Source organism: Gordonia alkanivorans, from assembly GCF_004011905.1.
Taxonomy (GTDB): domain Bacteria; phylum Actinomycetota; class Actinomycetes; order Mycobacteriales; family Mycobacteriaceae; genus Gordonia; species Gordonia alkanivorans.
This window is the reverse complement of the sequence record NZ_CP027114.1, coordinates 3733258-3757483: the sequence shown is the minus strand read 5'-3', so window position 1 is coordinate 3757483 and position 24226 is coordinate 3733258. Positions and strand designations below refer to the sequence as shown.

The 24226-nt window shown below is 66.1% G+C and carries 27 protein-coding genes and 1 tRNA gene; 18 read left to right on the top strand and 10 right to left on the bottom strand.

Going from position 1 to position 24226, the window contains the following annotated elements; translation table 11 throughout:
- The first annotated feature begins 41 nt into the window (after window positions 1-41).
- The 8 genes from C5O27_RS17190 to C5O27_RS17155 all read left to right on the top strand — a co-directional run bounded on the left by C5O27_RS17190 (window position 42) and on the right by C5O27_RS17155 (window position 6318).
- Window positions 42-983 (top strand): ParA family protein, encoded by a 942-nt coding sequence (locus C5O27_RS17190; RefSeq protein WP_006360847.1) that lies wholly within the window; start codon window positions 42-44, stop codon window positions 981-983.
- Window positions 980-1912, top strand: coding sequence for a segregation and condensation protein A (locus tag C5O27_RS17185; RefSeq protein WP_006360848.1), 933 nt, complete (start codon window positions 980-982; stop codon window positions 1910-1912). The genes C5O27_RS17190 and C5O27_RS17185 overlap by 4 nt, the downstream gene beginning before the upstream one ends.
- Window positions 1909-2613, top strand: coding sequence for an SMC-Scp complex subunit ScpB (gene scpB, locus C5O27_RS17180; protein ID WP_006360849.1), 705 nt, complete (start codon window positions 1909-1911; stop codon window positions 2611-2613). The genes C5O27_RS17185 and scpB overlap by 4 nt, the downstream gene beginning before the upstream one ends.
- 36 nt (window positions 2614-2649) lie before the next feature.
- Complete coding sequence (locus C5O27_RS17175) at window positions 2650-3585, top strand: pseudouridine synthase (protein WP_006360850.1); 936 nt, start codon at window positions 2650-2652, stop codon at window positions 3583-3585.
- Entirely contained in the window at window positions 3582-4277 is a 696-nt protein-coding gene (cmk, locus tag C5O27_RS17170; RefSeq protein ID WP_035752244.1) for a (d)CMP kinase, read from the top strand. Before C5O27_RS17175 ends, cmk begins: the two co-directional genes overlap by 4 nt.
- Window positions 4274-5713 carry a ribosome biogenesis GTPase Der gene (gene der, locus C5O27_RS17165; protein WP_006360852.1) on the top strand — a complete coding sequence of 480 codons (1440 nt, stop codon included), beginning with the start codon at window positions 4274-4276 and terminating at the stop codon, window positions 5711-5713. The genes cmk and der overlap by 4 nt, the downstream gene beginning before the upstream one ends.
- A gap of 135 nt (window positions 5714-5848) precedes the next feature.
- Complete coding sequence (locus tag C5O27_RS17160; protein ID WP_006360853.1) at window positions 5849-6115, top strand: GlsB/YeaQ/YmgE family stress response membrane protein; 267 nt, start codon at window positions 5849-5851, stop codon at window positions 6113-6115.
- Between the two features lie 129 nt (window positions 6116-6244).
- A tRNA-Pro gene (locus C5O27_RS17155) sits at window positions 6245-6318 on the top strand.
- A 98-nt stretch (window positions 6319-6416) separates the two neighbouring features.
- Here the strand turns inward: C5O27_RS17155 and C5O27_RS17150 are convergent.
- Both C5O27_RS17150 and C5O27_RS17145 read right to left on the bottom strand, forming a co-directional pair.
- On the bottom strand, window positions 6417-7595 hold the full coding sequence (locus C5O27_RS17150) for a tyrosine-type recombinase/integrase (protein ID WP_127963236.1): 1179 nt from the start codon (window positions 7593-7595) through the stop codon (window positions 6417-6419).
- Window positions 7592-8248 (bottom strand): hypothetical protein, encoded by a 657-nt coding sequence (locus tag C5O27_RS17145; RefSeq protein ID WP_127963235.1) that lies wholly within the window; start codon window positions 8246-8248, stop codon window positions 7592-7594. The genes C5O27_RS17150 and C5O27_RS17145 overlap by 4 nt, the downstream gene beginning before the upstream one ends.
- Before the next feature lie 945 nt (window positions 8249-9193).
- Here C5O27_RS17145 and C5O27_RS17135 point away from each other — a divergent pair.
- From C5O27_RS17135 to C5O27_RS17085, 10 genes are all read left to right on the top strand, one after another.
- Complete coding sequence (locus C5O27_RS17135) at window positions 9194-10117, top strand: DUF3631 domain-containing protein (RefSeq protein WP_164905329.1); 924 nt, start codon at window positions 9194-9196, stop codon at window positions 10115-10117.
- Window positions 10114-10404 carry a hypothetical protein gene (locus tag C5O27_RS17130; protein ID WP_127963232.1) on the top strand — a complete coding sequence of 97 codons (291 nt, stop codon included), beginning with the start codon at window positions 10114-10116 and terminating at the stop codon, window positions 10402-10404. The genes C5O27_RS17135 and C5O27_RS17130 overlap by 4 nt, the downstream gene beginning before the upstream one ends.
- Window positions 10405-10548: 144 nt before the next feature.
- Window positions 10549-10755 (top strand): hypothetical protein, encoded by a 207-nt coding sequence (locus tag C5O27_RS17125; RefSeq protein WP_127963231.1) that lies wholly within the window; start codon window positions 10549-10551, stop codon window positions 10753-10755.
- 391 nt (window positions 10756-11146) lie between these two features.
- Window positions 11147-12619: a terminase large subunit domain-containing protein gene (locus tag C5O27_RS17115; RefSeq protein ID WP_127963229.1), complete on the top strand. Its 1473-nt coding sequence runs from the start codon at window positions 11147-11149 to the stop codon at window positions 12617-12619.
- Entirely contained in the window at window positions 12616-13899 is a 1284-nt protein-coding gene (locus C5O27_RS17110) for a phage portal protein (protein WP_127963228.1), read from the top strand. Before C5O27_RS17115 ends, C5O27_RS17110 begins: the two co-directional genes overlap by 4 nt.
- Entirely contained in the window at window positions 13899-14480 is a 582-nt protein-coding gene (locus C5O27_RS17105; RefSeq protein ID WP_127963227.1) for a hypothetical protein, read from the top strand. The genes C5O27_RS17110 and C5O27_RS17105 overlap by 1 nt, the downstream gene beginning before the upstream one ends.
- Window positions 14477-14908, top strand: a complete 432-nt coding sequence (locus tag C5O27_RS17100; protein ID WP_244216534.1) for a hypothetical protein — start codon at window positions 14477-14479, stop codon at window positions 14906-14908. The genes C5O27_RS17105 and C5O27_RS17100 overlap by 4 nt, the downstream gene beginning before the upstream one ends.
- Window positions 14909-15186: 278 nt before the next feature.
- Window positions 15187-16032: a phage major capsid protein gene (locus C5O27_RS17095; RefSeq protein WP_127963225.1), complete on the top strand. Its 846-nt coding sequence runs from the start codon at window positions 15187-15189 to the stop codon at window positions 16030-16032.
- Window positions 16032-16349 carry a hypothetical protein gene (locus C5O27_RS17090; protein ID WP_127963224.1) on the top strand — a complete coding sequence of 106 codons (318 nt, stop codon included), beginning with the start codon at window positions 16032-16034 and terminating at the stop codon, window positions 16347-16349. Before C5O27_RS17095 ends, C5O27_RS17090 begins: the two co-directional genes overlap by 1 nt.
- Window positions 16346-16672 (top strand): head-tail adaptor protein, encoded by a 327-nt coding sequence (locus C5O27_RS17085; RefSeq protein ID WP_127963223.1) that lies wholly within the window; start codon window positions 16346-16348, stop codon window positions 16670-16672. The genes C5O27_RS17090 and C5O27_RS17085 overlap by 4 nt, the downstream gene beginning before the upstream one ends.
- Window positions 16673-16908: 236 nt before the next feature.
- Here the strand turns inward: C5O27_RS17085 and C5O27_RS17080 are convergent, their stop codons facing one another.
- The 8 genes from C5O27_RS17080 to C5O27_RS17045 all read right to left on the bottom strand — a co-directional run bounded on the left by C5O27_RS17080 (window position 16909) and on the right by C5O27_RS17045 (window position 24007).
- Window positions 16909-17856 (bottom strand): diiron oxygenase, encoded by a 948-nt coding sequence (locus tag C5O27_RS17080; protein WP_127963222.1) that lies wholly within the window; start codon window positions 17854-17856, stop codon window positions 16909-16911.
- Entirely contained in the window at window positions 17853-18734 is an 882-nt protein-coding gene (locus C5O27_RS17075; RefSeq protein WP_127963221.1) for a prephenate dehydrogenase, read from the bottom strand. The genes C5O27_RS17080 and C5O27_RS17075 overlap by 4 nt, the downstream gene beginning before the upstream one ends.
- Window positions 18731-20845 carry an aminodeoxychorismate synthase component I gene (pabB, locus tag C5O27_RS17070; protein WP_127963220.1) on the bottom strand — a complete coding sequence of 705 codons (2115 nt, stop codon included), beginning with the start codon at window positions 20843-20845 and terminating at the stop codon, window positions 18731-18733. The genes C5O27_RS17075 and pabB overlap by 4 nt, the downstream gene beginning before the upstream one ends.
- Window positions 20846-20855: 10 nt before the next feature.
- On the bottom strand, window positions 20856-21287 hold the full coding sequence (locus C5O27_RS17065; RefSeq protein ID WP_006360857.1) for a chorismate mutase family protein: 432 nt from the start codon (window positions 21285-21287) through the stop codon (window positions 20856-20858).
- A 355-nt stretch (window positions 21288-21642) separates the two neighbouring features.
- Window positions 21643-22743: an ATP-binding protein gene (locus C5O27_RS17060; protein WP_244216533.1), complete on the bottom strand. Its 1101-nt coding sequence runs from the start codon at window positions 22741-22743 to the stop codon at window positions 21643-21645.
- An 81-nt stretch (window positions 22744-22824) separates the two neighbouring features.
- Window positions 22825-23112: a cupin domain-containing protein gene (locus C5O27_RS17055; RefSeq protein ID WP_006360859.1), complete on the bottom strand. Its 288-nt coding sequence runs from the start codon at window positions 23110-23112 to the stop codon at window positions 22825-22827.
- A 23-nt stretch (window positions 23113-23135) separates the two neighbouring features.
- Window positions 23136-23438 carry a hypothetical protein gene (locus tag C5O27_RS17050; RefSeq protein ID WP_006360860.1) on the bottom strand — a complete coding sequence of 101 codons (303 nt, stop codon included), beginning with the start codon at window positions 23436-23438 and terminating at the stop codon, window positions 23136-23138.
- Window positions 23435-24007, bottom strand: a complete 573-nt coding sequence (locus tag C5O27_RS17045; protein WP_127963865.1) for a recombinase family protein — start codon at window positions 24005-24007, stop codon at window positions 23435-23437. The genes C5O27_RS17050 and C5O27_RS17045 overlap by 4 nt, the downstream gene beginning before the upstream one ends.
- Window positions 24008-24226: the final 219 nt, after the last annotated feature.

The following is a 24226-nucleotide window of genomic DNA, read 5'->3' as shown; positions in this document are numbered from 1 at the left end:
GTGACCACTCCGAGCGCACCGCGGTCTGGCACCCGCCTCGAGTGTTCGGGGACGCGGTCGTGACCTCCGCGGGGGATCAGTACAGGATCCAGGTCTCACCGGGTCATGACGCCGACGAGGTCGACCACCACGCGGCCGACGAGATCGGCCCCACCGGACGTCCCTATCGCGAGGTTCCCGAACCGCGACCCCTCGACCGTCACGGTCCGGCGACGGTCATCGCCGTCTGCAACCAGAAGGGCGGGGTCGGCAAGACCACCTCGACCATCAACCTCGGTGCCGCGCTCGCCGAGTACGGCCGTCGCGTCCTGCTCGTCGACCTCGACCCGCAGGGTGCGTTGTCCGCGGGTCTGGGTGTGCCGCACCACGAACTCGAGCAGACGGTCTACAACCTCCTCGTCCCGCCGCAGGTGGCCACCGACGAGGTGCTGATGCGGACACGCGTCGAGGGACTCGACCTCCTGCCGAGCAACATCGACCTCTCGGCAGCGGAGATCCAGCTCGTCACCGAGGTGGGGCGCGAACAGTCCCTGGGCCGTGCGCTGCACCCCGTCCTGGACCGCTACGACGTGGTGCTCATCGACTGCCAGCCGTCGCTGGGCCTGCTCACCGTGAACGCCCTCGCCTGCTCGGACACCGTGCTCATCCCGATGGAGTGCGAGTATTTCTCACTGCGCGGTCTGGCGCTGCTCACCGACACGATCAACAAGGTGCGCGACCGTCTCAACCCGCGCCTGGACCTCGGCGGCATCCTCGTCACCATGTTCGACGCCCGCACGCTGCACTCCCGCGAGGTGATGGCACGTGTCGTCGAGGTGTTCGGCGAGGCCGTCTACGACACCGTGATCTCCCGTACGGTCCGTTTCCCGGAGACGAGCGTCGCCGGTGAACCGATCACATCCTGGGCACCCCGCTCGGCCGGCGCGAAGGCGTACCGGGCGCTGGCGCGCGAGGTGATCGCGCGCAACCTCAAGGGCGCATGACCGTCGACACCGACCCGGCCGTGTCCGATCCTTCTGCACCCGAGGTGGACGGACCCGATGCGCCGGCTCCGGTCGAGGTGTCGGAGCCGGTCGGCGACACCCCCGCGGAGAACGACGACGCGGCTGAATCCGAGGCCCCCGAATCCGGTTTCCGCGTCAAACTCCGCAACTTCGAGGGCCCGTTCGACCTGCTGCTGAACCTGATCTCGCAGCACCGGCTCGATGTCACCGAGGTCGCGCTGCACGTGGTTACCGACGACTTCATCGCCTACACCCGCGAGCTCGGACCGGAGGTCGGGCTCGACCAGACCACCGAGTTCCTCGTCGTGGCGGCCACGCTGCTCGATCTCAAGGCGGCACGGCTGCTGCCGTCGGGCGAGGTCGACGACCCCGAGGACCTCGCACTCCTCGAAGCCCGTGACCTGCTGTTCGCGCGACTGCTCCAGTACCGTGCGTACAAGCAGGTGGCACAGTTGTTCGGCGAGCTGGAAGCCGCTGCGTTGCAACGTTATCCGCGCGCAGTCTCGCTGGAGCAGCGGTTCGAGGACCTGCTGCCGGAGGTCACGCTCGGCGTCGACGCGAACGGGTTCGTGCAGGTGGCCGCGACCGCGCTGACCCCGCGGCCGGTGCCGACCGTCGGACTCGACCATCTCCACGACGTCCAGTCGGTGTCGGTGCCCGGTCAGGCCCGGCGGATGGCGGCTTTGCTGAGCGCGTCGGTCGGGGAGTGGGTCCACTTCCGCGATCTCACCGCCGACTGCGAGAGTGGGCTGGAGATCGTCGGTAGCTTCCTGGGTCTGTTGGAGCTCTACCGCGAGCAGGCCATTACCTTCGAACAACCCGAGGCGCTCGGCGATCTCGCCGTGATGTGGACCGGTGAGCGCCAGATCGACGACCTGCGCATCGACAAGGCAGAGGACTACGGATGACCGACGGACCGATCGACGACGCGGACGACGTGAACGACGAGGCGGTGGCCGACGAGGCCGAGGTCCTCGACGATGAAACCCTGCGGTCGGCGCTGGAGGCCGTGCTGCTCGTCGTCGACACCCCGGTGACCACCGAGGAGCTGGCCAATGCCGTCGACCAGGACCGGACACGGGTGCGCGAGATGCTCAATGCCATGTCGTCGGAGTTCACCGCGGCGCGCAGCGGTTTCGACCTGCGTTTCGCCGGCGACGGCTGGCGCTTCTACACGCGGGCCGACTACGCGCCGTATGTGGAGCGATTGCTGCTCGACGGAGCGCGGTCCAAGCTGACGCGCGCGGCCCTGGAGACGCTCGCGGTGATCGCCTACCGGCAGCCGGTGACGCGTGCGCGTGTCAGCGCGATCCGTGGTGTGAACGTCGACGGTGTGATCCGGACGCTCGTCGCCCGCGGCCTGATCAACGAGGTCGGCCAGGACCCGCAGACCAACGCCACGACCTACGCGACCACCGAGATGTTCCTGGAGCGGCTCGGCCTGGCCTCGCTGTCCGAACTGCCCGATCTGGCGCCGCTGCTGCCCGACGTCGACCTCATCGACGACCTCGACGAGGAGTTGTTGTCGGATCCCCGATTCGCCAAATTGTCACCTCAGCCGTCAGACTCGAAGGTACTGGTCACCGACGGTGACCTGAACGATGACTAGATCCGCATGGATCTGCCGAACACAGGATTGAGAACAATGGCTTCCGCTGGCCGAGATGGCTCACCGGGAAAACGCCGTAAGGGCGCCCCCGCACAGCAACCGCGAACGAAGAAGACGCACCGCAAGGGGTCGTCGAAACCCAACGCCGACGTCGGGAAGATCCGGCTCAACAACGCCCGGCCCGCACGCCACCAGGTGGCACCGGAGCAGGTGAGCGGCAACGGGCCGGAATTCGTCGCAGACGGTGTCCGACTCCAGAAGGTCCTGGCACAGGCGGGTGTGGCCTCGCGCCGCGGCGCCGAGGAGATGATCGCCGCCGGACGTGTGAAGGTCGACGGCAAGGTCGTCACCGAGCAGGGTCTGCGCATCAACCCCGACACCGCGATCATCCACGTCGACGATGCGCGCGTGATCATGGACGAGACCAAGCAGTATCTCGCCTTCAACAAGCCCAAGGGCTGGCAGTCGACCATGGCCGACGACCAGGGCCGGCCGTGCGTCGGTGACGTGGTCGCCGAACGCGTGATGGCCGGACAGCGCCTGTTCCACGTCGGCCGGCTCGATGCCGACACCGAGGGCCTGCTGCTCCTGACCAACGACGGCGAGCTGGCCCACCGGCTGATGCACCCGTCGTTCGAGGTGCCCAAGACCTACCTGGCGACCCTGAAGGGTGAGGTGCCGCGCGGGATCGCTCGTCACCTGCGCGAGGGCATCGAACTCGAAGACGGCCCGGTAAAGGTCGACAAGTTCACCGTCATCGAGGTCCACGAGGGACAGTCGCTGGTGCGCATCACCCTGCACGAGGGACGCAACCGCATCGTGCGCCGCATGATGGACGAGGTCGGTTTCCCGGTCACGAAACTCGTTCGCACCCATGTGGGTACGGTCGCGCTGGGGGAGCAGCGACCCGGTAGCCTGCGTGTCCTCGGCAGCGACGAGGTCGGCGGCCTGTACAAGGCGGTCGGACTGTGACCGCTGGCACGACGCGCGTCGTCGCCATCGACGGGCCGGCCGGTACGGGCAAGTCGTCGGTGTCGAAGCTGCTCGCCGACAAGGTCGGCGCCAGCTATCTCGACACCGGGGCGATGTACCGCGCGGTGACCTTGGCGGTTCTCGACGCCGGTGTGGCACTTGACGATCCGGCCGGTATCGCCCGGGTTGTCGACGCGGTCGACATCGAGCTGATCCCCAACGGCGACGGGTCGTCGACGGTGCTGCTCGACGGTCGCGACGTGTCCGGGCCGATCCGGACCGACCATGTCACCAGTGCGGTGTCGGCGGTGTCCGCGGTTCCCGAGGTGCGCACCAAACTCGTTGCGCTGCAGCGACAGAACGCGCAGGGGCGCTTCGTGGTGGTCGAGGGTCGCGACATCGGGACCGTGGTGTTCCCGGCGGCCGACGTCAAGATCTTCCTGACCGCCACGCCGGAGGCACGAGCCGACCGGCGGCACAAGCAGAATCTGGCCGCGGGACGCGACAGCGATTACGCAGCGGTCCTGGACAGCGTGAACCGCCGCGACCATCTGGATTCGACGCGCGCGGTGTCTCCGCTGCGTGCCGCCGATGACGCCGTCGTCGTCGACACCAGTGACAAGACCCTCATGGAGGTGCTCGACGAACTGAGCGGCCTCGTCGAGACCCGGATCGGAGTATCAGAACGGTGAGCGACAACTTCGAGACCGACCTGGCGGCATTGCCCGGAGACGGTATCTGGTCGGACGAATCCGACTGGCAGCTGACCGATATCGAGGGCGCCGACGGCGCCGCCGAGGTCGAGCACATGCCGGTGCTGGCGATCGTCGGACGCCCCAACGTGGGCAAGTCCACTCTCGTCAACCGAATCCTCGGCCGGCGTGAGGCCGTGGTCGAGGACATCCCGGGTGTCACGCGTGACCGCGTGTCCTACTCGGCGAGCTGGTCCGGACGCAGCTTCACGGTCGTCGACACCGGCGGCTGGGAGCCCGACGCGAAGGGCCTGCAGCAGGCCGTCGCGGCCCAGGCCGAACTCGCGATGCGGACCGCCGACGCGATCGTCGTGGTCGTCGACGCGACCGTCGGTGCCACCGCGACCGACGAAGCCGTGGCGCGCGTTCTGCGCCGGTCCAAGACGCCGGTGATCCTGTGCGCCAACAAGGTCGACAGCGAGCGGATGGAGGCCGACACGGCTGCCCTGTGGTCGCTGGGACTCGGTGAACCGCACCCGGTGTCGGCGGCGCACGGCCGTGGTGCCGGTGACCTGCTCGACGTCATTTTGCAGAAGCTGCCCGCGACTCCGCGCGAGACCCCGGTGCTGGGCGGCCCGCGTCGTGTGGCACTCGTCGGCAAGCCGAACGTGGGCAAGAGCTCGCTGCTGAACAAGCTGGCCGGCACCGAGCGTTCGGTGGTGGACAACGTCGCCGGTACGACCGTCGACCCGGTCGACGAGATCGTCGAACTGGGCGGCAAGGTCTGGAATTTCGTCGACACCGCAGGCCTGCGCCGCAAGGTGCGTACCGCGAGTGGTCACGAGTACTACGCCTCGCTGCGCACGCGGGCGGCCCTCGACGCCGCCGAGGTGGCGATCCTGCTGATCGATGCCTCGCAGCCGATCACCGAGCAGGATCTGCGCGTGCTCTCGCTCATCATCGAGAGCGGCCGTGCCCTGGTCATCGCCTTCAACAAGTGGGATCTGGTCGACGAGGATCGTCGCTATCAGCTCGACAAGGAGATCGACCGCGAGCTCGCCCGCGTGCCGTGGGCGCGTCGGGTGAACATCTCGGCGTCGACCGGTCGTTCGGTGCAGAAGCTGGTGCCCGCGATGGAGAGCGCGCTCGAGGCGTGGGACAAGCGCATCTCGACCGGGCCCCTGAACAGCTGGCTGAAGGACGTCATCGCGGCCAACCCGCCGCCTCTGCGCGGTGGTCGTCAGCCGCGCGTGATGTTCGCGACCCAGGCGTCGGTGCGACCGCCGACCTTCGTGCTGTTCACCACCGGCTTCCTCGAGGCCGGTTATCGCCGCTTCCTGGAGCGTCGTCTGCGCGAGGAGTTCAACTTCGACGGTTCACCGGTGCGCATCAACGTGCGTGTGCGCGACAAGCGGGAGCAGCGCCGCAAGCGCTGACCGCCTCCGCAAGCCCACCTCTTTTCGGTAAACCCGCCGCCTCCTCGGCTGGAGCGTTTACCGAAAAAGGGTGGGTTTGTGCGTTCCTGGTGCGGCTGTGACTGATGTGGGAGGCGCTGTGAGATACTGCCTCTCGTGCTCATCTTGGCAATCATCGTCTTCGGAATGGTCATCGGTGCTCTGGCTCAGCTCATCATCGGTGGCAAGAACATGTGGAGTATCGACTGGGGTCTGGCGCTCGTCGCCGGCGTCGTCGGCTCCTTCATCGGCGGGTTGCTGATCAGCCTGATCACCGGTCACGGCATCGAACTCCACGCCAGCGGCATCATCGGTTCGCTCGTCGGCGCGCTCATCGTCACCGGCGGCTGGATCTGGTTCAAGAAGCGTTCCTCGACCAACTGACCGTCGGCAGCCGACGAGTCGGGGAACACCTCCTCTGACCAGGCGATTGGTACAGAACAGCACTCGTCGGCTAGTCTTTAATCCGCCCGCTCCGGTGGGCAGTCGAAAGACCGAGAGGTCCAGAGACAACGGGCTGTGGCGCAGTTTGGTAGCGCACTTGACTGGGGGTCAAGTGGTCGCAGGTTCAAATCCTGTCAGCCCGACAGAGTAAGTAGCAGATCAGAGGCGGTTTCGGAGAAATCCGGAGCCGCCTTTCTGCTACCCAGCGGGGGTATGTACAGCAACCGATACAGCAACGCGGTCACAATCCCAGCACCTCTGATAATCCGGCAACAGCAGACCGCGCCGTGTCATCACTGGTGTGGCCGTACACGTCACCGGTAATCGCAATCGACGAGTGCCCGAGCAAATCGGCCACCGCCTTGATGTGCACCCCCGACTCCAGCCACGCCACCGCCGCGGAATGCCGCAAAGTGTGGACACCCACCTTGTCCACACCAGCCCCGGCCGCGGCCACCTCCAACACCCGCAGCAAGTTGCGCGGATCGACAGGGCCACCGAACTCGGTGGTGAACACCAGCCCCGAGTCCTGCCATTGATCGCCTGCCCTTAACCGCTCCTCGGCCTGGGCCACACGGTGCCGCCGCAAGAGCGCGACGACAGCAGGGGACAGCGGCACCGTTCGCCGCGACCTGGCCGTCTTCGGCTCCGAGATCACCAGCCGGTTCCCGATCCGCCCTAGCGTCGCAAGCACCGTCAACGACCCGGCATCAAGATCAACCCGGTCCCACGACAGCCCCAGAGCTTCACCTTTGCGCAGCCCGGTTGCTGCGATCAGCACCAACGCCGCGTGATAGCGAGACGACGACGCTGCGGTCAGCACCCGCTGCACAGCATCGGCCGGCAAGTGCTTCGCCTCCTGACGAGTAATTCCCGGACGCTTCACCTTCGCCGCAGGATTGACCGCCAGCAGCCCGTCACGCACCGCGCCATCAAGACCAGCGCGCAGGACGGTGTACACCTGCCGAATCGTGGAGTCCGACAGTGCCCGGACCGTCTCACCCCCGCGCACCTTCGTCTGCGCACGCATAGACAGGACCAGACCCTCAATGTCGGACGGCTTCAACCGGTCCAGGCGGGTCGCACCGAACGGCTCGGTCTCGAGGTGCCGGCGCGACAGATTGCTGTACAGATCGCGGGTCGACTCTTTCCGATCTGACGCTGCGAGCGTCGTCGTCCTCCACTGCCGCATCCAATCGCCCACAGTCCTGCTCGCGTCACGAACTGGTGCGCCAGCGTCCAAGCGTTCACGCGCAGCTTTCAGCTTGTCGCGGACCTCAGCCCTCGTACGCCCGTACACCGTGTGACGCTTGGACGTCTCGGACTCGTCCAGGTAGGTGAGTGCGCCCGCGTAGCCGATGACCTTGCCGTTGCGGGTCCGCTTGTAGATGCTGCCCTCGCCGTTCGCGTTCTTACTCACTTGCGCCGACCCTCGTCCTCGGTGAGATACCCCTCTTCGACCGCTTGTCGCTTGTAGCGCTGCACTGTTGACCGCGACTTCCCAAACACGGCCATAAGCGCAGCCTCCTGCCCGTCCTTCGGTGCCTCGAGCCATGTGCGTGCCACTAACTCCAAATCCACCGAGTTACGCGGCGAACGGTTGCGGCGCTTCGCCAACGCCCGCTCGGCCGCGCGACGGTTGCTTACCCCGTAGCGGAGGTCCTCGCCGGGACCGTAGCCCCGCATCCAGTGCCCCGGAGGGTCGTCAGGGTCCCGCCGATACGCGACAGCTTGCACGACCGACACAAGTAGGTCGTCGAGCCGAACGATCCGCAGGTCGCGTCCGCGCACCGGGACTCCTTCTTTGGCCGTCACAGTTGCATTGGTGCACACAGGGATTCCGTCCTGTACTCCGAAGTCGAACCTGAAAGCCGGCTGTTCCGGTCCGCCGGGATGCGAAAAGCTAAACGTGGCCGGAACTCCACGGTTGCCGCCGATATCCACGATGTCGGCCCACCCATCCCATTCGATGAGTCCGCCATCTCCGGTTTCTCGCTGGTGCATAGCCGCCTCAAACTTTCGGTCGCTGTTTTGACACATCGGTTTGTTGATATGAGACATCACAAAGGGCACGCTGTCAATGACACCGGCACACGTTCACGGCAACCGTCGAACACCAGCCGACACCGTTCCTTGAGAACTCCATAGCGAAAACCATTGAGTAACAGAAGAAAACAACATCGACCTAGAAGAAGGGAGGTGACATGAACCAACTAGTCCCCATCGCTGACGCGCAAAGCGCGCTGGGAGGAATCTCGCGTTCGACTCTCTACAAACTCATCGCGGACGGAGAGGTGACACGCGTGAACATCGGTCGCCGCAGCTTCGTAACCGGCGATTCAATCGACCAGTACATCCACACACTGACGGAGGTCAGATGACCCTTCACGACGAAGGCGGCCCCGCCACCAACGGAACCGCCTCCAGAAGTCAGAACCACAACGCTCACTCCTACTACGACGATAGCGCAGCCCGCCGACGCAGACGAGACGCCGCGCTCCGACTACCACCGATCGAGTGCGGAGACTGCGGTGCCTGGTACCGCGACCCGCTGGCACACAGGTGCACTGGCCCCCGCTGGCCGCAGATCATCGAGTGCCCAACACACGGCCTCGTCGTAGAGGTCTGCCCCTGGCAGCACTGCGAATGCGTTGGGAACCACGACGACTCGACCTGCACCGCCCTCGGTCAGTTGACACCTCGACGGTGGTGCCGATGAAACCTCATCTTTCGGCCACCGCACGCGAGATCCTCGCCCGTCCGTCCAGTTCGGCCAGCTCGTCCGGTCCGGCCAGTTTCTATCCGACCCCCTTAGAAACCGTCCGGGCTCACCTCGGCCGGTACATCTGCACCGTCGAACCAGCCGATCTCGACCTCCTCACCCTCTGGGCCGCGCACACCCACCTCGTCGCGGAGACCTACACGACCCCGCGGCTTGTTATCGACAGTCCGGTGCCGGGGTCAGGCAAGACCACCGTCCTCGAACACCTCGAGCGTCTCTGCGTGTGGCCGGTGCAGATGGCGACCGTGTCGTCGCCTGCGATGCTGGCTCGTCTCCTCGCCAACGGCATCAGAACGATGCTGATCGACGAGGCCGACCGCAGTCTCGATCCGAACAAGGACGGCATCGCTGACCTCATGGCGATCCTCAACTCCGGGTACAAGCGGGGCGGCACACGCCCGGTCCTGGTCCCCGCGAAGGGAGGTGACTGGAAGGTCTCCGAGATGCCTACCTTCTCGCCCGTCGCAATGGCCGGCAACAGCCCAGACTTGCCCGACGACACGGTGAGCCGGTGCATCCGAGTACTCCTGCTCCCCGATCTCGAAGGACGTGTCGAGGAAACCGACTGGGAAGTCATCGACGAGGAAGCCCGCGGCGTGGGCCAGGAACTCGCCGCATGGGCCGACGAGGTTCGCGAGCAGGTCCGCACAAACCGCCCCGCGTTGCCCGACCCGGTGAAAGGCCGCGCAAGGGAACGGTGGTCACCCCTCAAACGCGTCGCGGAAGCGGCGGGTGGCCGGTGGCCTGACGTTATTGACGACCTGGCCGAGCGCGACGTAAAGCGTGTGGAAGCCGAACGGGCAGAGGGACTTACACACGAGAAGCGGCACGTGACCCTACTCCGAGACATCCGTGCAGTCTGGCAGGACGACGAGCGATTCATTGGTACCGATGACCTCCTTGCCCGTCTCACTGCCACCAGTCCGCAGAGGTGGGGTACCGCATCAAAGTTCGAGAAGGCACTTACCGCTCAGGGGCTTGGTCGCATGTTGACGCGCAACTACAACATCCACAGCACTCGGCCAACAGTGGGTGACCGGACCCGCGGCTACAGCGTGGACGACTTCGGCCCTGCCTTCCGAGGCTTCGGCCTAACCCCTCCGACCAAACCGGCCGGACCGGACGAGCCGACCGAACCGGACGATAGGAGAAATCCATGAGACATGAGGACGACCCTCGGTTGGCCTTCTGGTTCAACCTGACACAGGAGGAACGCGACAAGCTCGACGCCTCCGCTCGTCGCAGCCTGCTCGAACTCTCGGGCTACCCGTACTGGTCCCTCGAACTCTGTGCCGAGCTTGCAGCATGGGTCGAGCTCGAGGCCGAAGTGTTGAACGCGTACACAGATTGGCTCGAGGCGTGCGAAGCCAGAGCCCACCGTGCCGGAAGGCGCTGGGACCGAGCAGAACTCCTACGCCAAGAGCGACTCCGTGAGGTTGGCGACTGATGGCCCGTCTCCGCGCCTGCCTCTACGTCGTCGGAGACCCAGCCCGCGACGGCATCCTCATCGCCGGCCACTGGCTCAACAGCACCGAGGCCAGAGCACTAGCCGACACCATTCACGACCTCTTAGACAGACAGGAACACCACCATGACCAGCCCTGCTGACATGCCCAACTACGCAGCACCCATCGGCCGCGCCGAAGAACGCCGACTCCGAGTCCGCGCCCAGAACCGGCTGCACAAGCTGCTCGGCAGACTCCTGGACTACGACGCCGACGAACTGCTGGCCGTCCACGAGACCCTCGACCGCTTCTACGCCGACCTCGCCGCCGACCGAGCCGAGGCCCCCAAGTGAAGCCCTGTCTCACCTGCGGTGAACCCAGCCCCGAATCCCGCTGCCCCGACCACCGACTCGACGCCCACCACCAAACCACCCACCAACGCGGATACGACAGCCGGTGGCGACGGTTGTCAGCGAAAGCCCGCAGACTCCAGCCGTTCTGCACCGACTGCGGAACCACCACCGACCTACAAGCCGACCACTCGCCCGAAGCATGGCGACGACACAACGCCGGCAAACCCATCCGCCTCCAAGACATCGACGTCGTATGCGGACCCTGCAACCGGACCAGAGGCGCAGCGAGAGGCACAACCAAGCCTGTGACCAGGGGGGATAGGGTAACCGTAAGCGGACCGAAACCCGAAGGCAAGGCGCAGAGATCGTTACACACCCCTGGGGGGTATCGGTGAAGGCCGGTCCGAAGGCGAAGGTGGACGACTCTCCACTGCCGTTTCGGCCCAGGTCAGTGGGGTCAAAGCGGTTCGCGTCGTTCGCGGAGAAGTTCATCAAGGTACCCAAGGGCACGAACGCTAAGAAGGCGCTGCGCCTGCGAGATTGGCAGCTGGATCTGATCGGTTCGGTTGAGGACGCCGAGGTGACTCCGCGCACGGCAGGTTGGATGCTTCCCCGCGGTCAGGGGAAGTCGACGTTGGTGGCCGCGTATGGCCTGTATCGGTTCTTCACTGACGGGGAGGGCTCGGTCGTCGCGGTGGTTGCGGTCGACGAGCGCCAGGCCGGCATCGTCTTCAACATTGCCCGCCGAATGGTCGAATTGGACGACGAGTTGTCGGCGCGGGTGCAGGTGTTCAAGGATCGGCTGTATTGGCCGACGACCGACTCGTATTTCCATTGCCTGCCGGCGTCTCCGGCGTCGTTGGAGGGTTTGGACTACACGCTGGCGATCCTCGACGAGGCTGGTGTGGCGAACCGGGATGCCTACGAGGTGCTGACGTTGGCTCAGGGTAAGAGGGAACGTTCGACGCTGGTGTGTATCGGCACGCCTGGTCCGAAGGTCAACGATCAGGTGCTCGCGGATCTGCGCAATTATGCCGCCGAGCATCCCGATGACAAGAGTTTGGTGTGGCGGGAGTTCTCGGCCGCGGGTTTCGAGGATCACCCAGTGGATTGCCGACATTGTTGGGAGCTCGCGAATCCGGCTCTTGACGACTTTCTACACCGTGACGCTCTGGTCGCCTTGTTGCCACCGAAGACCAGGGAGTCGACGTTCCGGCGTGCGCGTCTCTGTCAGTTCGCGACCGACACCGATGGCGCATTCCTCCCGGCTGGTGTGTGGGAGGGGCTGTCAACAGGCCAGCCGGTGCCGGATGGTGCCGAGGTCGTCATCGCCTTGGACGGGTCGTTCTCTGATGACACGACGGCGCTGCTGGTGGCATCGGTCGGAACCGAACCGCACGTCGACCGGATCAAAGTTTGGCAGCGGCCAGCGAACGATGAGAGCTATCGGGTGCCGGTGGCTGAGGTCGAGCAGACCATCCGCGATGCGTGCCGACGCTGGAAGGTGTTGGAGATCGTCGCAGACCCTTTTCGTTGGACACGGACGTTGCAGATCCTCGAATCGGAGAATCTGCCGGTTGTCGAGTTTCCGCACTCACCGGCACGCCTGACCGCGGCCACTACGGATCTGTTCTCGGCGGCCACGAACGCCCGTCTGACGCACTCGGGAGACAAGACGTTGGCCGAGCACGTCAGCGCCGCGGTCATCGTCGAGGACGTCCGCGGGATACGCCTCAGCAAGGCGAGCCGATCAAAGTCGGCTCGAAAGATCGACCTCGCCGCGTGCCTGGTCATGGCCCATAGTCGCGCCACCTGGCGCGCAACCCACAAGAAGCGTTCCAAGACAAGGAGTTTCGCAGCATGAACACTGACCTACTTACCACTCTGTTGCAGAAGATCGACGAACCGTCAGCCCGTTTCGCTGACCTCGACCGCTACTACGCCGGCACTCAGCCGTTGGCTTTCCTGTCCCCGGAGGCCCGGAAAGCTCTGGGTGACAGGTTCGGTCGCCTCGCCACCAACCTGCCAAGACTGGCAGTGACCTCGTTGGCCGAGAGGTTGCGGGTCACCGGCTTCACTGGCGCGGACGTCTGGGAGGACTGGATTCGGAACGATCTCGACCAAACGTCTGGTATCGCCCACCGCGAAGCCCTACTACTCGGGTCGTCGTACGCGATGGTGTGGGCCGACCCGTTCGGCCGGCCGAAGGTCACCGTCGAATCGGCCACCCAGGTCGGGGTGCTCACCGATCCGGGTTCACGCCGCATCACGGCAGCGGTGAAGAGGTGGGAGACCGCCACCACCACCGAAGCGACCGTGTTCCTCGACGACCTGCTGATCCGGTTGCGGGCAGAGCAGACCGGGGCCACCACGCAGGGTTTCCGCACCGTCGAGGAGATTCCGAACCCGCTCGGCGTGGTGCCGGTTGTGCAGCTGAAAAACTCCGACCGCCTCCTAGATGACGGGGTGTCCGAGATCGAGGACCTTCGCCCGCTGGTCGACGCGCTCAACAAGGTTTTGGTCGACATGATGACCACCAGCGAGTTCGTGGGCCGGCCGCGACGGTGGGCCACTGGCATCGAGCTGGAAGAGAACGAGGAGGGCGAAGCGGTCAACCCCATACCGGAGGGTGACCGGGCCATGATCTCGGAGAACGACACCGCGAAGTTTGGTCAGCTCGAGGGTGCCAGGCTCGACGGGTACCAGTCGGCGGTCGACGTGCTGCTCGGTCAGATCATGGCGGTCTCTGCACTCCCGGCTCATTACATCGGGCAGTTGTCGGACACCCCGGCATCGGCGGATGCCCTACGTGCAGCTGAGGCCAGTCTCACCGCCCGCGCCGAGGCTCGCCAGGCCGCGTTCGGGCGAGCGTGGGAAGACGTGGCCCGCCTGATTGTCGGTGTCCGTGACGGTGCCGACCCTCAGCTGGTTGATGTTCGGGTGACGTGGGCCGACGCCGCTACCCGCTCCATCGCCCAGGAGGCCGACGCCGTGGTGAAGCTGCACCAGGCTGGCCTGCTCCCGGCGTCGTACGCGCTCAAGCGACTCGGCTACTCCGACACCGAGGTTGCCGAGATCGCCGCCGCACGCCGCGGTGACGCCCTGAACGCGATGGCCGTCGACCTCGGGAAGCTGGTGTCCTGATGGCCTACCGCGACACCCTCATCGCCTTGTCGGAGAGATCCGAACGACAGGTCATCGCCGCCTACACCGCGTACCTGTCGGGCAACCTCACCCACGACGAATGTGTGCGGTGGATTGCCTCCGCGATCACCGTCTCCAATGGGCAGGCCCACGCACTGGCGAACCTGGCCTACGCCGCCGAAGTCATGGCGCAGTTGGGAACACCAGCCGCGGTGGTGAACACCGCACCACCTGACGACCTCGACCGACTGACCAAGGCAGCGTCCACGGTCATCGAGGTTGCCGCGTCGACTGCAGCGTCCGAAGCGGTCGTCGGCCGGTTGGGTCGGGCCGAACCGCTGGAGACCGCCGCCAAGTCCTACTCGCAGTCGATGATCCGGGACGGCAAGACCCGAGGGTGGGTGCGTCAACGATCGGCCGGGTGCTGCCAACTCTGCACCTGGTGGTGGCGCGAAGGCCGCGTCTGGCCGGCAGAACACCCATTCCAAACACACAAGGGATGCACCTGCACCCCGAAACCAGTTATTGCAGAAGGGATCAAGGAAACATGGACAACAGCGCGAGCGAAGGGGATCAGATGACCGACGACACCACCGAGGGGTCCCAGCAGGACCCGGCAACCGCGGTTCAACCCGAACCCGTCTCCGATCCCGACGTTTCCGGTGACGGCACCGAAAACGAGGAGCCTGACACCTTCCCGCGGTCCTATGTCGAGCAGCTGCGCCAAGAGAACGGCAAGTACCGTCAGCGAGCCCAGCGTGCCGACGAACTCGCCCACCGCCTGCACCGCGCCCTTGTCGAGCAGACCGGCCGGCTCCAGGACGCCAGCGACCTACCGTTCGACGAAGACCATCTCAGTGACACCGAGTCACTGACTTCGGCGATCGACGAACTACTCACCGCCAAGCCGCATCTGGCAGCGCGCCGCGTGACCGGCGAGATCGGCCAAGGCGCAACCCCGTCGACCGCTAGCGTTGACCTCACCGCACTACTCCGCGGCCAACGCTGAAAGGAATTTCGATGTCACTGAAGGATGAGGCAGCAGACGCGCTGTACGCGAAGATCAAGGAATTGGCAGAGGAAACTAGCGCTTCGTCCTACGTCCGAGACCTCGCGGAAGCCTTCTCGCTTGTCTCCAGCGTCAGCACAAGCAGTGGTAGTCCACGCAAGGCAGTATCAGGTTAAACCCCCTAGGGGTATGCTCAAGGGGACGTTCCTGGTGAACGTCCCCTTGAATCGTCCTGGTGGCGAAGGTGACCATTCCCTTCAACTCCCCAGGAGCACACCGTGGCCGAAACCACCGCAACCAATTCCGAACTCCTCGCAGACCAGGTCTCCAGCCTGCTCGTCCAACCCCTCGAAGCTGGCAGTGTCGTCCTCGCCTCCGGCCCCCGCATCTTCGACACCGCCGGCCAGCTACGCATCCCCAAACTCGTCTCCGGCAGCAACCCCACCTTCGTCGCCGAAGGGGCACTCATTCCCGACGACGGCGAGATCGAGTTCGACGAAATGACCCTGATGCCCAACGAGCGAAAGAGCATCAAGATCATCCTCCGCTACACCAACGAACTCGTCCGGCAGGCCGTGATCGGTATCGACGCCGTACTCAAACAGCGTCTCGTCAAAGATGTTTCCGACGCCCTCGACGACGCCCTCCTCAAGGGCACCGGCACCGCCGACACCATCACCGGCCTCACCCAGCAGGCCGGCGTCACCACCGGCACGTTCGACCCGACCGACGCCGACTCGATGCTCGACGCCATCGCCTCTCTCAATGCGAAGGAGATCACGCCCAATCGGTGGTTCATCTCCGGCGCGGACTTCGCTGCCCTGCGCAAGGTGAAGGAGTCATCGACGTCGAACCGCTACCTCCTCGAGCCTGATCCGACCCGAGAGTCCGGCACCACGATCTTCGGTATCCCTGCCACCGTCACCAACAAGCTCGCGGCCGGCACCGCGGTCCTCGCGGACATGTCGACCGTCGCAGTCGCCCGTGACGTTGCACCCTCGGTCACCGTCCTCAACGAGCGGTACGCCGAATACGACCAGGTTGGCCTGCGAGTGGTCACCCGCTACGACCTCGGCCTGCTGCACCCCGAAGCGGTCGCAGTCCTCGGACCGGAAACCCCGTAATGCCGGCACTGACCGGCGTAGACATCGCCGCGTTCCTCGGCCAGGGTGGCGACACCGAACTCGTCGCCCTGGCCGGCCAGCACGTCCCCATCATCACGGCGATGGCCCGCGCCTACACCCGCGGCGTCGGATTCGAGGGTGGGGAACCGAACCCCGACATCGAGGCAGTCATCATCACCGCGACCGCCCGCCTGGTCGCCAACCCCGAACAACTCGGCACCACCGTCGGATCGGTGACAGTCGACGGCGGCTTCAACGGCTGGACCCTCGCGGAGTTGTTCGTCCTCAACAGGTACCGAAAGAAGGCGGCCGGGTGATCTTCCATGACACCGTGACGCTGGCGACCTCGGTCAAGGTCGGGGAGGACGCCCACGGCAACGACGAGTACGAATGGATCGAGCAGACTGTCCCCGCGGACGTGTGGCCCTTGAACACCGACCAGAAGATCGGCGAAGGCAGCCTGACCGTCGTGCAGCGGTACCAGGTCTCCATGTCCAAGACCGCGAACTTCGACCCGGACGACCCGTACCTCCGCATCACGTGGCAGGGACGCCAGTTCGACGTCGAGGGCAGCATCGAGGCACACATGGTCCGCGGCCGACTCCACCACTACGAAGCCATCGGGAAGCTGACGGGATAGTAGGGGGTGACGCTGTACAGCAACCGGTACAGCAACGCCGTCGGATTTCTGTGTGTTCGCTGACGTCCGCCCATATACCCGAATCGTTGCTGACCAGCGATGATTGGACACCGGAGAACACCGGCATACAACGAAATTGAGTCTGGGGGTCAAGTGGTCGCAGGTTCAAATCCTGTCAGCCCGACAGAGTGGCCAGCACCGAAGGTGCTGGCCATTGTTGTCTGTGCCTCCGGCTGTCAGCGATGTTCCAGCTCGCCGAACCGGCCGAGCAGGCGGTCGATCGCGCTGCAGTCCTGGAGGAATTGCCGGCGGTCGGGGTCCTCGGCGACGTCACGCAGCATCTGATCTGCGTCCGGGACCTGCTCCGCGGCCAGAATCGCCGACCACACGGCCCCATCGGTGGCGGTGAACGCGTCGACGCCGTCCCGCAGCGCGCGCGCCAGGAAGCTCCGGTCGTCCGAATCCAGCTTGTCGTGCACCATCGCGATCATCTCGGTCGCAACCGAGGCGTGAGCGCGTTCGTCGCGGCGGTGTAGCGCGATGGTGGCCTGGTGCACGGGCTGGATCGTCCGGTCACCGGCGATCAGGCTCAGGTAGTCGGCGATGGAGGTCTCGGCGACCGTTGCGTATGCCAGAGTCGTCAGCGCCGCTGCTCGCGGGGACTCTGCCTGCGCGAACGACTCTCGGTGCCCGCGTGCGGTCGACGACTCCGGCAACGTCGAGTCCGGTAGTGCCCAGCCGCGACGACGACGAGTCAGCGCGGACGCGTTCAGGTGCATCAGGGTGTGGTACTCCTCGTCGACCATCGACTGCACCACCGCCGCCCGGTCCGCATCAGAGAAGCCGGTGCCGAACACGTCCCGGAACAGCAACCCGAAACCGGGTGTCACGACGTCCTGTTCGATGTCGACGACGTTCTTGTTGTAGGCGATCCACGCCCAGGCCCGGACCCGGGTCCGGACGTCCTCGTCGAGCCGCTCCCAGCTCGGATGCCCGGCGAACGGGAGCAGCACCTCGGGATAGTCCTCGCGGGTGTCGTCGTAGAGGTCGTCCATCGTCGGTATGTCGAGCTCGGGTTCGGTGCGCCGCACCGTCGCCCGCCGTGGCCAGCTCCGCACGAGGCCGTCGATGACCGCCGACTCCACCGGGTCGGACGCGTCGTGCTCGGGCAGGTGGCCGGTCACGTGAACAGCCTCTCGAACATCCGCGCACACAGTCGCGCGTAGTCGTCCGCGTGGCCGCCCAACGGACCACCGGCCTCGGTGAGCAGTGCCGTGAAGTCGTCGGTGTCGCCCGCGGACGCAGCGGACACCCGGCACACGGCCCGCGCCAACGCCTCTCGTGCGGCGGGTGCACACGGGTTTGACGCCTGCACGTCCCGATACACCTCTGGTGTCCCGCCGGTGATCCGTGCCTGTAGTGCCGACATCGTCGTGAACGGCGGAGTGGCCAGGGCGGCTGCCTCGTCGGCATCGATTCCCAGGTCGGCGAGCGCGCACCCGAACGCCAGGATCGTCGCGTGGGTGAGGGCCTGCACCGCCGCGCACACCCGGTCGTGCCGATCGGCGGTCGTGATCTCGACCCGCGCGCCCCACCGAGACAGGTCGTCGCGCAAGCGATCCGCACCCGGACCGTCACGATGGACGACGACCGCGACCGCCCGGCCCGAAAGACCGAGGGACGGAGCGAACATCGGGTTGATCCCGACGATCGGACCGCCCCTGTCGACGTCGTCCCCGTCGAGTTCGGCGACGGCCGAGGAGAACCGCGTCTTCACCGACAACGTCTCCACCAGCAGCGCCGCCGCGTTCAGCAGAGGGATCACCGACTTCACGGCCTCCAACGCCACACCCTCCGGGACCGCAAGCACCACGACATCGGCCTCCCGCAGTCGTGACTCCGCCCCCCGGTCGGGGTATCGGATGTCGTCACCGTGGCGGGCGTCGAGCACGTGCACGGTGTTCCCGTCACCGCGCCACCGATCGGCGAGCATCGTCCCGACGGCTCCGGCACCGCCGGCGACGACGATCGACCGGGCTTCGGGCGCGGGCGATCCGGTCACGGTCCACTCTCGTCGGCGACGGACAGACAGCGTCGCATCGACAGCGCCTTCACCATCGTCTCCTCGAACTCGTCCTCCGGATCCGACAGCGCGACGATCGCACCACCGACCCCGAACGTCACCTCGGACTCGGTGGCCACCATCGTGCGGATCACGATCGACAGGTCGGCGGTTCCGGTCAGTGAGAAGTAGCCGATCGCCCCCGAGTACACCCCCCGCGGACCGGCCTCGAGTTTGTCGATGATCTCCATCGTGCGGATCTTCGGCGCTCCGGTCATCGACCCGCCCGGGAACGCCGCCCGCACACAGTCCACTGCGGACACACCCGCGCGCAACGTTCCGCGCACCGTCGACACCAGTTGGTGTACCGGCGAATAGGTTTCGACGGCGAACAACGACGGCACGTGCACCGAGCCGGGCTCGCAGACCCGCGACAGGTCGTTGCGGACCAGGTCGACGATCATCAGGTTCTCCGCCCGGTCCTTCTCGCTGTGTCGCAGGTCATACTGAAACCCCTCGTCCTGCACGGGATCCGCGGACCGTGGCCGAGTGCCCTTGATCGGTTTCGACTCCACCGTGCGATCTGCCCCCACCTTCAGGAACCGTTCCGGGGATGCGCTGAGCACCGACAACCCCGAGAACTGGAGCAGCGCGCTGTAGGGCATCGGGCTGATCTCGCGGAGGCAGGAGTATCCGGACACCGGGTCGAGGCCGCGGTGCACGGTTGCCGAGTTCGTCAGGCACACCTCGTACGACTCCCCGGACCGGATCTCCGCCAAGCACTGCTCGATGAGCCTCAGGTAGGTCGGGTGGTCGTGCCGGAACACGATCGGCACCTCGTGCGACTCCTGGACCAGCGGGGGAGCGGTGACCATCGGTTCGGAGGCATGATCCTGCAGCTCCCGGATGGCCGACGCCGTGTCGCGCAACCACCGCGCGGTCGCAGGGTCCACGGTGCCGGGCTCCGCGTCATCGACCGGTTCGAGTGCGAGCAGGTATGCGCACCCGCGTTCGTGATCGATCACGACGGCCCGGTCCGCGAACACCAGTGCCGCATCGGCCTGTTCAGATGCGTGGGCCAACTGGCCGCCGGTGTCCGCTTTGAGTTCGTAGCCGAGATAACCGACGTAGCCGAGACAGAACCCGAATGGCAGATCCGGCCGGGGCGCGACCGACCGCTCCCGTAGCCGGGCGTCGAGATAGTCGAAGAAGGTGCTGCGGATCTCCTCCTCGGCCCCGTCCGAATGTTCCACTCGCACGGTCATTTCCGGAATCCGGTAGGTCACGTACTCGGCGCGCGGGCCCGAGCAGTCACCCATCACGGAAAACCGGCTCCCCGATTCGTTGGCCGCCGACCCGTCGAGCCAAAAGCTGTTCGGTCCATCAGCGAACAGTCGCTCGTACACCGCAGCCGGGTCGACGACCCGGTCCACCCGCTCCGACCGCACCCGGTAGTCGTGTTCCGGCCTCATCGGTGCCGCCTCGGCCGGCCGCTCCGTGGAGGTGTTCCTCGGCGCCGCCGGTATCGGTCGCCGCATCCGCACCGGGGTGGCCGCGGCGAAGTTCGAGAGCAGCTCCCGCCCGTACTCGGTGCAGATCGACTCCGGATGGAACTGCACCCCCCACAGCGGGAGTTTCCGATGACGCACCGCCATCAGGACGCCGTCGTCCGACCACGCCTGGGCCTCCAACCCGTCCGGGACCTCCAGGACCGCCAGCGAGTGGTACCTGACTGCCCGGAACGGGGACGGAAGACCATCGAACAGGCCCTGCCCGTCGTGGTGCACCGCGCTGATCCGTCCGTGCCGAGGCTCCGGGGCCGAGACAACCGGACTGCCGAACAGGTGACACAGTCCCTGGTGGCCCAGGCAGACTCCGAGGACGGGAAGTCCGCTGTCGGTCAGGGCCCGCCCGCTGATCCCGAAGTCGCGGGCGCAGTCCGGACGCCCCGGGCCGGGGGAGACCACCACGTTGTCGAATGCCGTCAGGTTCACCGACGACCACGGCGCATCGTTGGCGACGACCACCGGCTCCGAGCCGTTCACCTCCGTCAACAGGGCATGGAGGTTGTAGGTGAACGAGTCGTAGTTGTCGATCAGAAGTGTCCGCACCGCGTCCGCCTCAGTCCACGCTGGCGTCGGCGGCGCCGTCCACGGCTGTCCGCTGGACGAGGACGCGATCAGGGCCCGCATGCGCGACCGGAGCCCCGTTCGTCCGCAGTTCATCGGTCGCCACGATGAGGTCCTCCACCCGGCAGGTCTCCGAGATGAGCAGGTCGTAGAGGTCGTGCAGGAACTGTGGGGAGAGTCCGTGGTCGAGGGCGTAACGGTGGGCGTGATCGTGCACCGCTCCGACGCGGCGCGGCTGCATCACGGGAATGGCGTGGCGCTCCTTGAGGTACGCGATGCGAGTGCAGACCTCCAGCCGGGCGCGGACATCGTCGAGCAGCCGGTTGTCGATTGTGTCCAGTTCCGCTCGGAGGTCGGCGAGCTCGCGCTCGCCGAGGTCGCCCTCGGTCACCGTCTGTCCGTTGTTGCCCGTCGATTCGCTCACCGCTCGACCACCTTGCACTGTCCGAAGGGAAGTGCGGCCCGCCGACTTGAACCGCTGAAACGCGACGCGGGCCCGAACTGACACTGCGCCCGGTCCGCGCTCGCGAACCGCAACCCCGACTCGGTCCATGGTCGCACCGACCATGCGCACCACGAGGGCGTAAGCGTCACCAGGAGATCACGATTCACCAACGACACTGCCGTCACCGTCATCCGTTCGGATGGTTGGATGCCCGTTTTTTCGCACTCGGTCCTCGACGATCCCGTCCACCCTCCACCGACGGCAACGTTGTGTCACGGCCCGGGATCCGGCTCCGATCGCGCGCCGCTCGCGGTGTGACAGAGGGAGAAGACGCTCAGGCGAGCAGCGGCACCCCGACGTCGGCTCCGCCCTCTTCGGTGATCCGGCCTCCCATCCGGGTGAAGGTGGGCGTGGTGATGAACCCGCCCGCGAAGAGCGCTTCGCCCTGACGGAACTCGGGCGACTCCGCCAGCATGTGTTCACCGACGAACCCGAAGGTGTCGGCAAGTTCGGCCAGATCGCGCGGCGCGTTCATCCGCATCAGGCACAGGTTGTCGCACTGGGACAGCACGTTGGGGTGGATCTTCGTCGGCCGTTGCGTCGACAGGAGGAGCCAGAGTCCGAACTTGCGTCCCTCGGCGGCGATCTGCACGACGCGGTCGATGAGGGCCTGCTCGACCGCGCTGGTGGCGACGGGAGGACAGATGTTGTGGGCCTCGTCGATCACGATGAGCACGGGTCGCCGCTCTTCGCGACGCGCCCACAGGTGTTCGAGCGCGGAGAGGGCGGCCACCTTGGGTTCTGCCGGGTGGGCGAAACCGCCCAGGTCGAGCACGGTCGCCTGGGGGCGTTCGTCGATGATGTCGGTGGCCGCGACCTCGCCTCGAGCCCACAGGTCCCAGTCGAGGACCTGGAGATTCTCGATCCGCTTGGCCAGTCGCTGGTGACCGGGATCGTCGGACGCCCGCAGCGCCGAGATGTAGGTGCTCTGGTCGGGTGTGTCGCCGGCGCCGCCGCTGAGGGTGGCGTCGGCGTGCAGCAGGACGTTGTACTCGTCGGGATCGGCGATCGGATCCAGCTGCAGGACGGCGGCCTTCGCGGTCAACGGCAGATCGGTGAACCGCGCCCGCAACTGCGGGAGATCGCGTCGTGTCGAATGCAGCACCTGGATGTCCGATGCGGCGATGGCCGCGGCGAGTTCGGGATCGGTGGTGTCACGCGTCTCCGGAAGCCGGGTGAAGTCGGCGTTCGGATCGAGGATGAGCAGTGGCAGGCGCGTGTTCAGCAGCAACTGCTCCAGCACCACCCCGAGTGCGTAGGTCTTTCCCGAACCGCTCTGGCCGCACCAGAAGGTGTGCCGGTTGAACTTGTGTGCGGAGAGGACGACGTCGGACGTCGCGTCGTCGCGATGGCTTCCCACTGTCAGCTGAACCACGCCTGAAGAATACGGCGTCGAGGGACACGGCACCGACTCGCAGCGCCGCGCGATGTGTGCCGGACTTTCGCCGGGAGATCGTCAGAGCCGCTCGACCTCGACGAAGACAATCGTGTTCGTCGAACCCCGGTTCTCCACGCGGTGTTCGACACCGGCGATCCGGGTGTAGCTCTCGCCGATCCGGAGTTCTGCGGCGATCTCCGAACCGTCCGGTGCGACGGCATACATCGTGTCGTCGACGAGCGGTACGACGACGTAGTCGTGCTCATGCCGGTGCATGGGGATGGCTCCACCCGGCTCGATGGTCCACCGGGTGACTCGGAACCGTCCGTCGTCCTGCTGCACCTCGGCGTGTGAACCCGTGCCCATTGCGTCCTCCGTGTCGTCGATGCTCACCTGCCGGCGTGCCGCAGGTGCCCGTACAGGGCCGCGCGGTAGCCGCGGGTGTAGCTGGGTTCCTCGTCGTCCGGGTCGGGCGGGCAGTCGAGGGTCGACGACGCGAGCTGACGTGCCCACGGTGCCGGGAGAGCGCACAGCGCGGCCTCCGCATCCTCGAATCCTTTCTGGAACAGATCGGGATCGAGGTGCTCGTCGAGGTCGGCATCGTAGATCGGGAAGGAGGTGGGTAGCCGGGTGACGACTCCGTATTCGGTGACGATGTCGAGTTCGGGAAATTCGTTCTCGTGGTTCGTCAACGGACCGTGCGCCTTTCGGCGAGCGTGCGGTAGAGCGTCGCACGGCTGACCCCCAGCGCCTGGGCGATCCGCGGCACGGATTCGCCTGCGGCACGCATCTGTTCGGCGCGGAGCACCTGCTCGTCGTCGAGGACGCGGGGCCGTCCGACCGTCGACTCCGACCGCCGGCGCGTCGTCAGTGGCCGCGCCGAGGTGAGCGCGGGGGAGGGGTCGTCGAGTTCGGCCAGTGAAGCCAGGACGCCGACGACCATCGCGCCGGTCGGATCGTCGGTGTCGATGCCCTCGCGCAACGAGCGGAGACCGATGCGTCGTTTCGCGAGTTCACGTGAGATGGCCATGACCTCGCGGATGTTACGGCCCAGTCGGTCGATGCCCACGACCACCGTCGTGTCACCGGCTCTCGCATAGTCGAGTAAGGCGTTCATCCCCGCCCGACGGTCCGCGGGCTGCGCCCGATCGGCGGCGTCGGTGTAGATCCGACCCGGATCCACCCCCGCCTCGGTCAGTGCATCGATCTGTGGTCCGAGAGCGTGCGCTCCCGGGGTCTCGCGCGCGTATCCGAGGGACATCCCCGGTGCGCCACCTCTCGCTTGGTCCGTCACGAGAGGGACTCTATCTCAAAAGTCTCGATACTGATTCTGAGACGCGCCGGGAATTCGAGACGTCGGTTGCAAAAGTCTCGCGATAGGAGCCATTTCGAGATCGTCTGACGCAAAATAGGCGTCTCATAAGTTTCGAGACGTGACCTTGGGGGCTGGACTGCATCCGGGCCCGGTCGCCGACGCGGA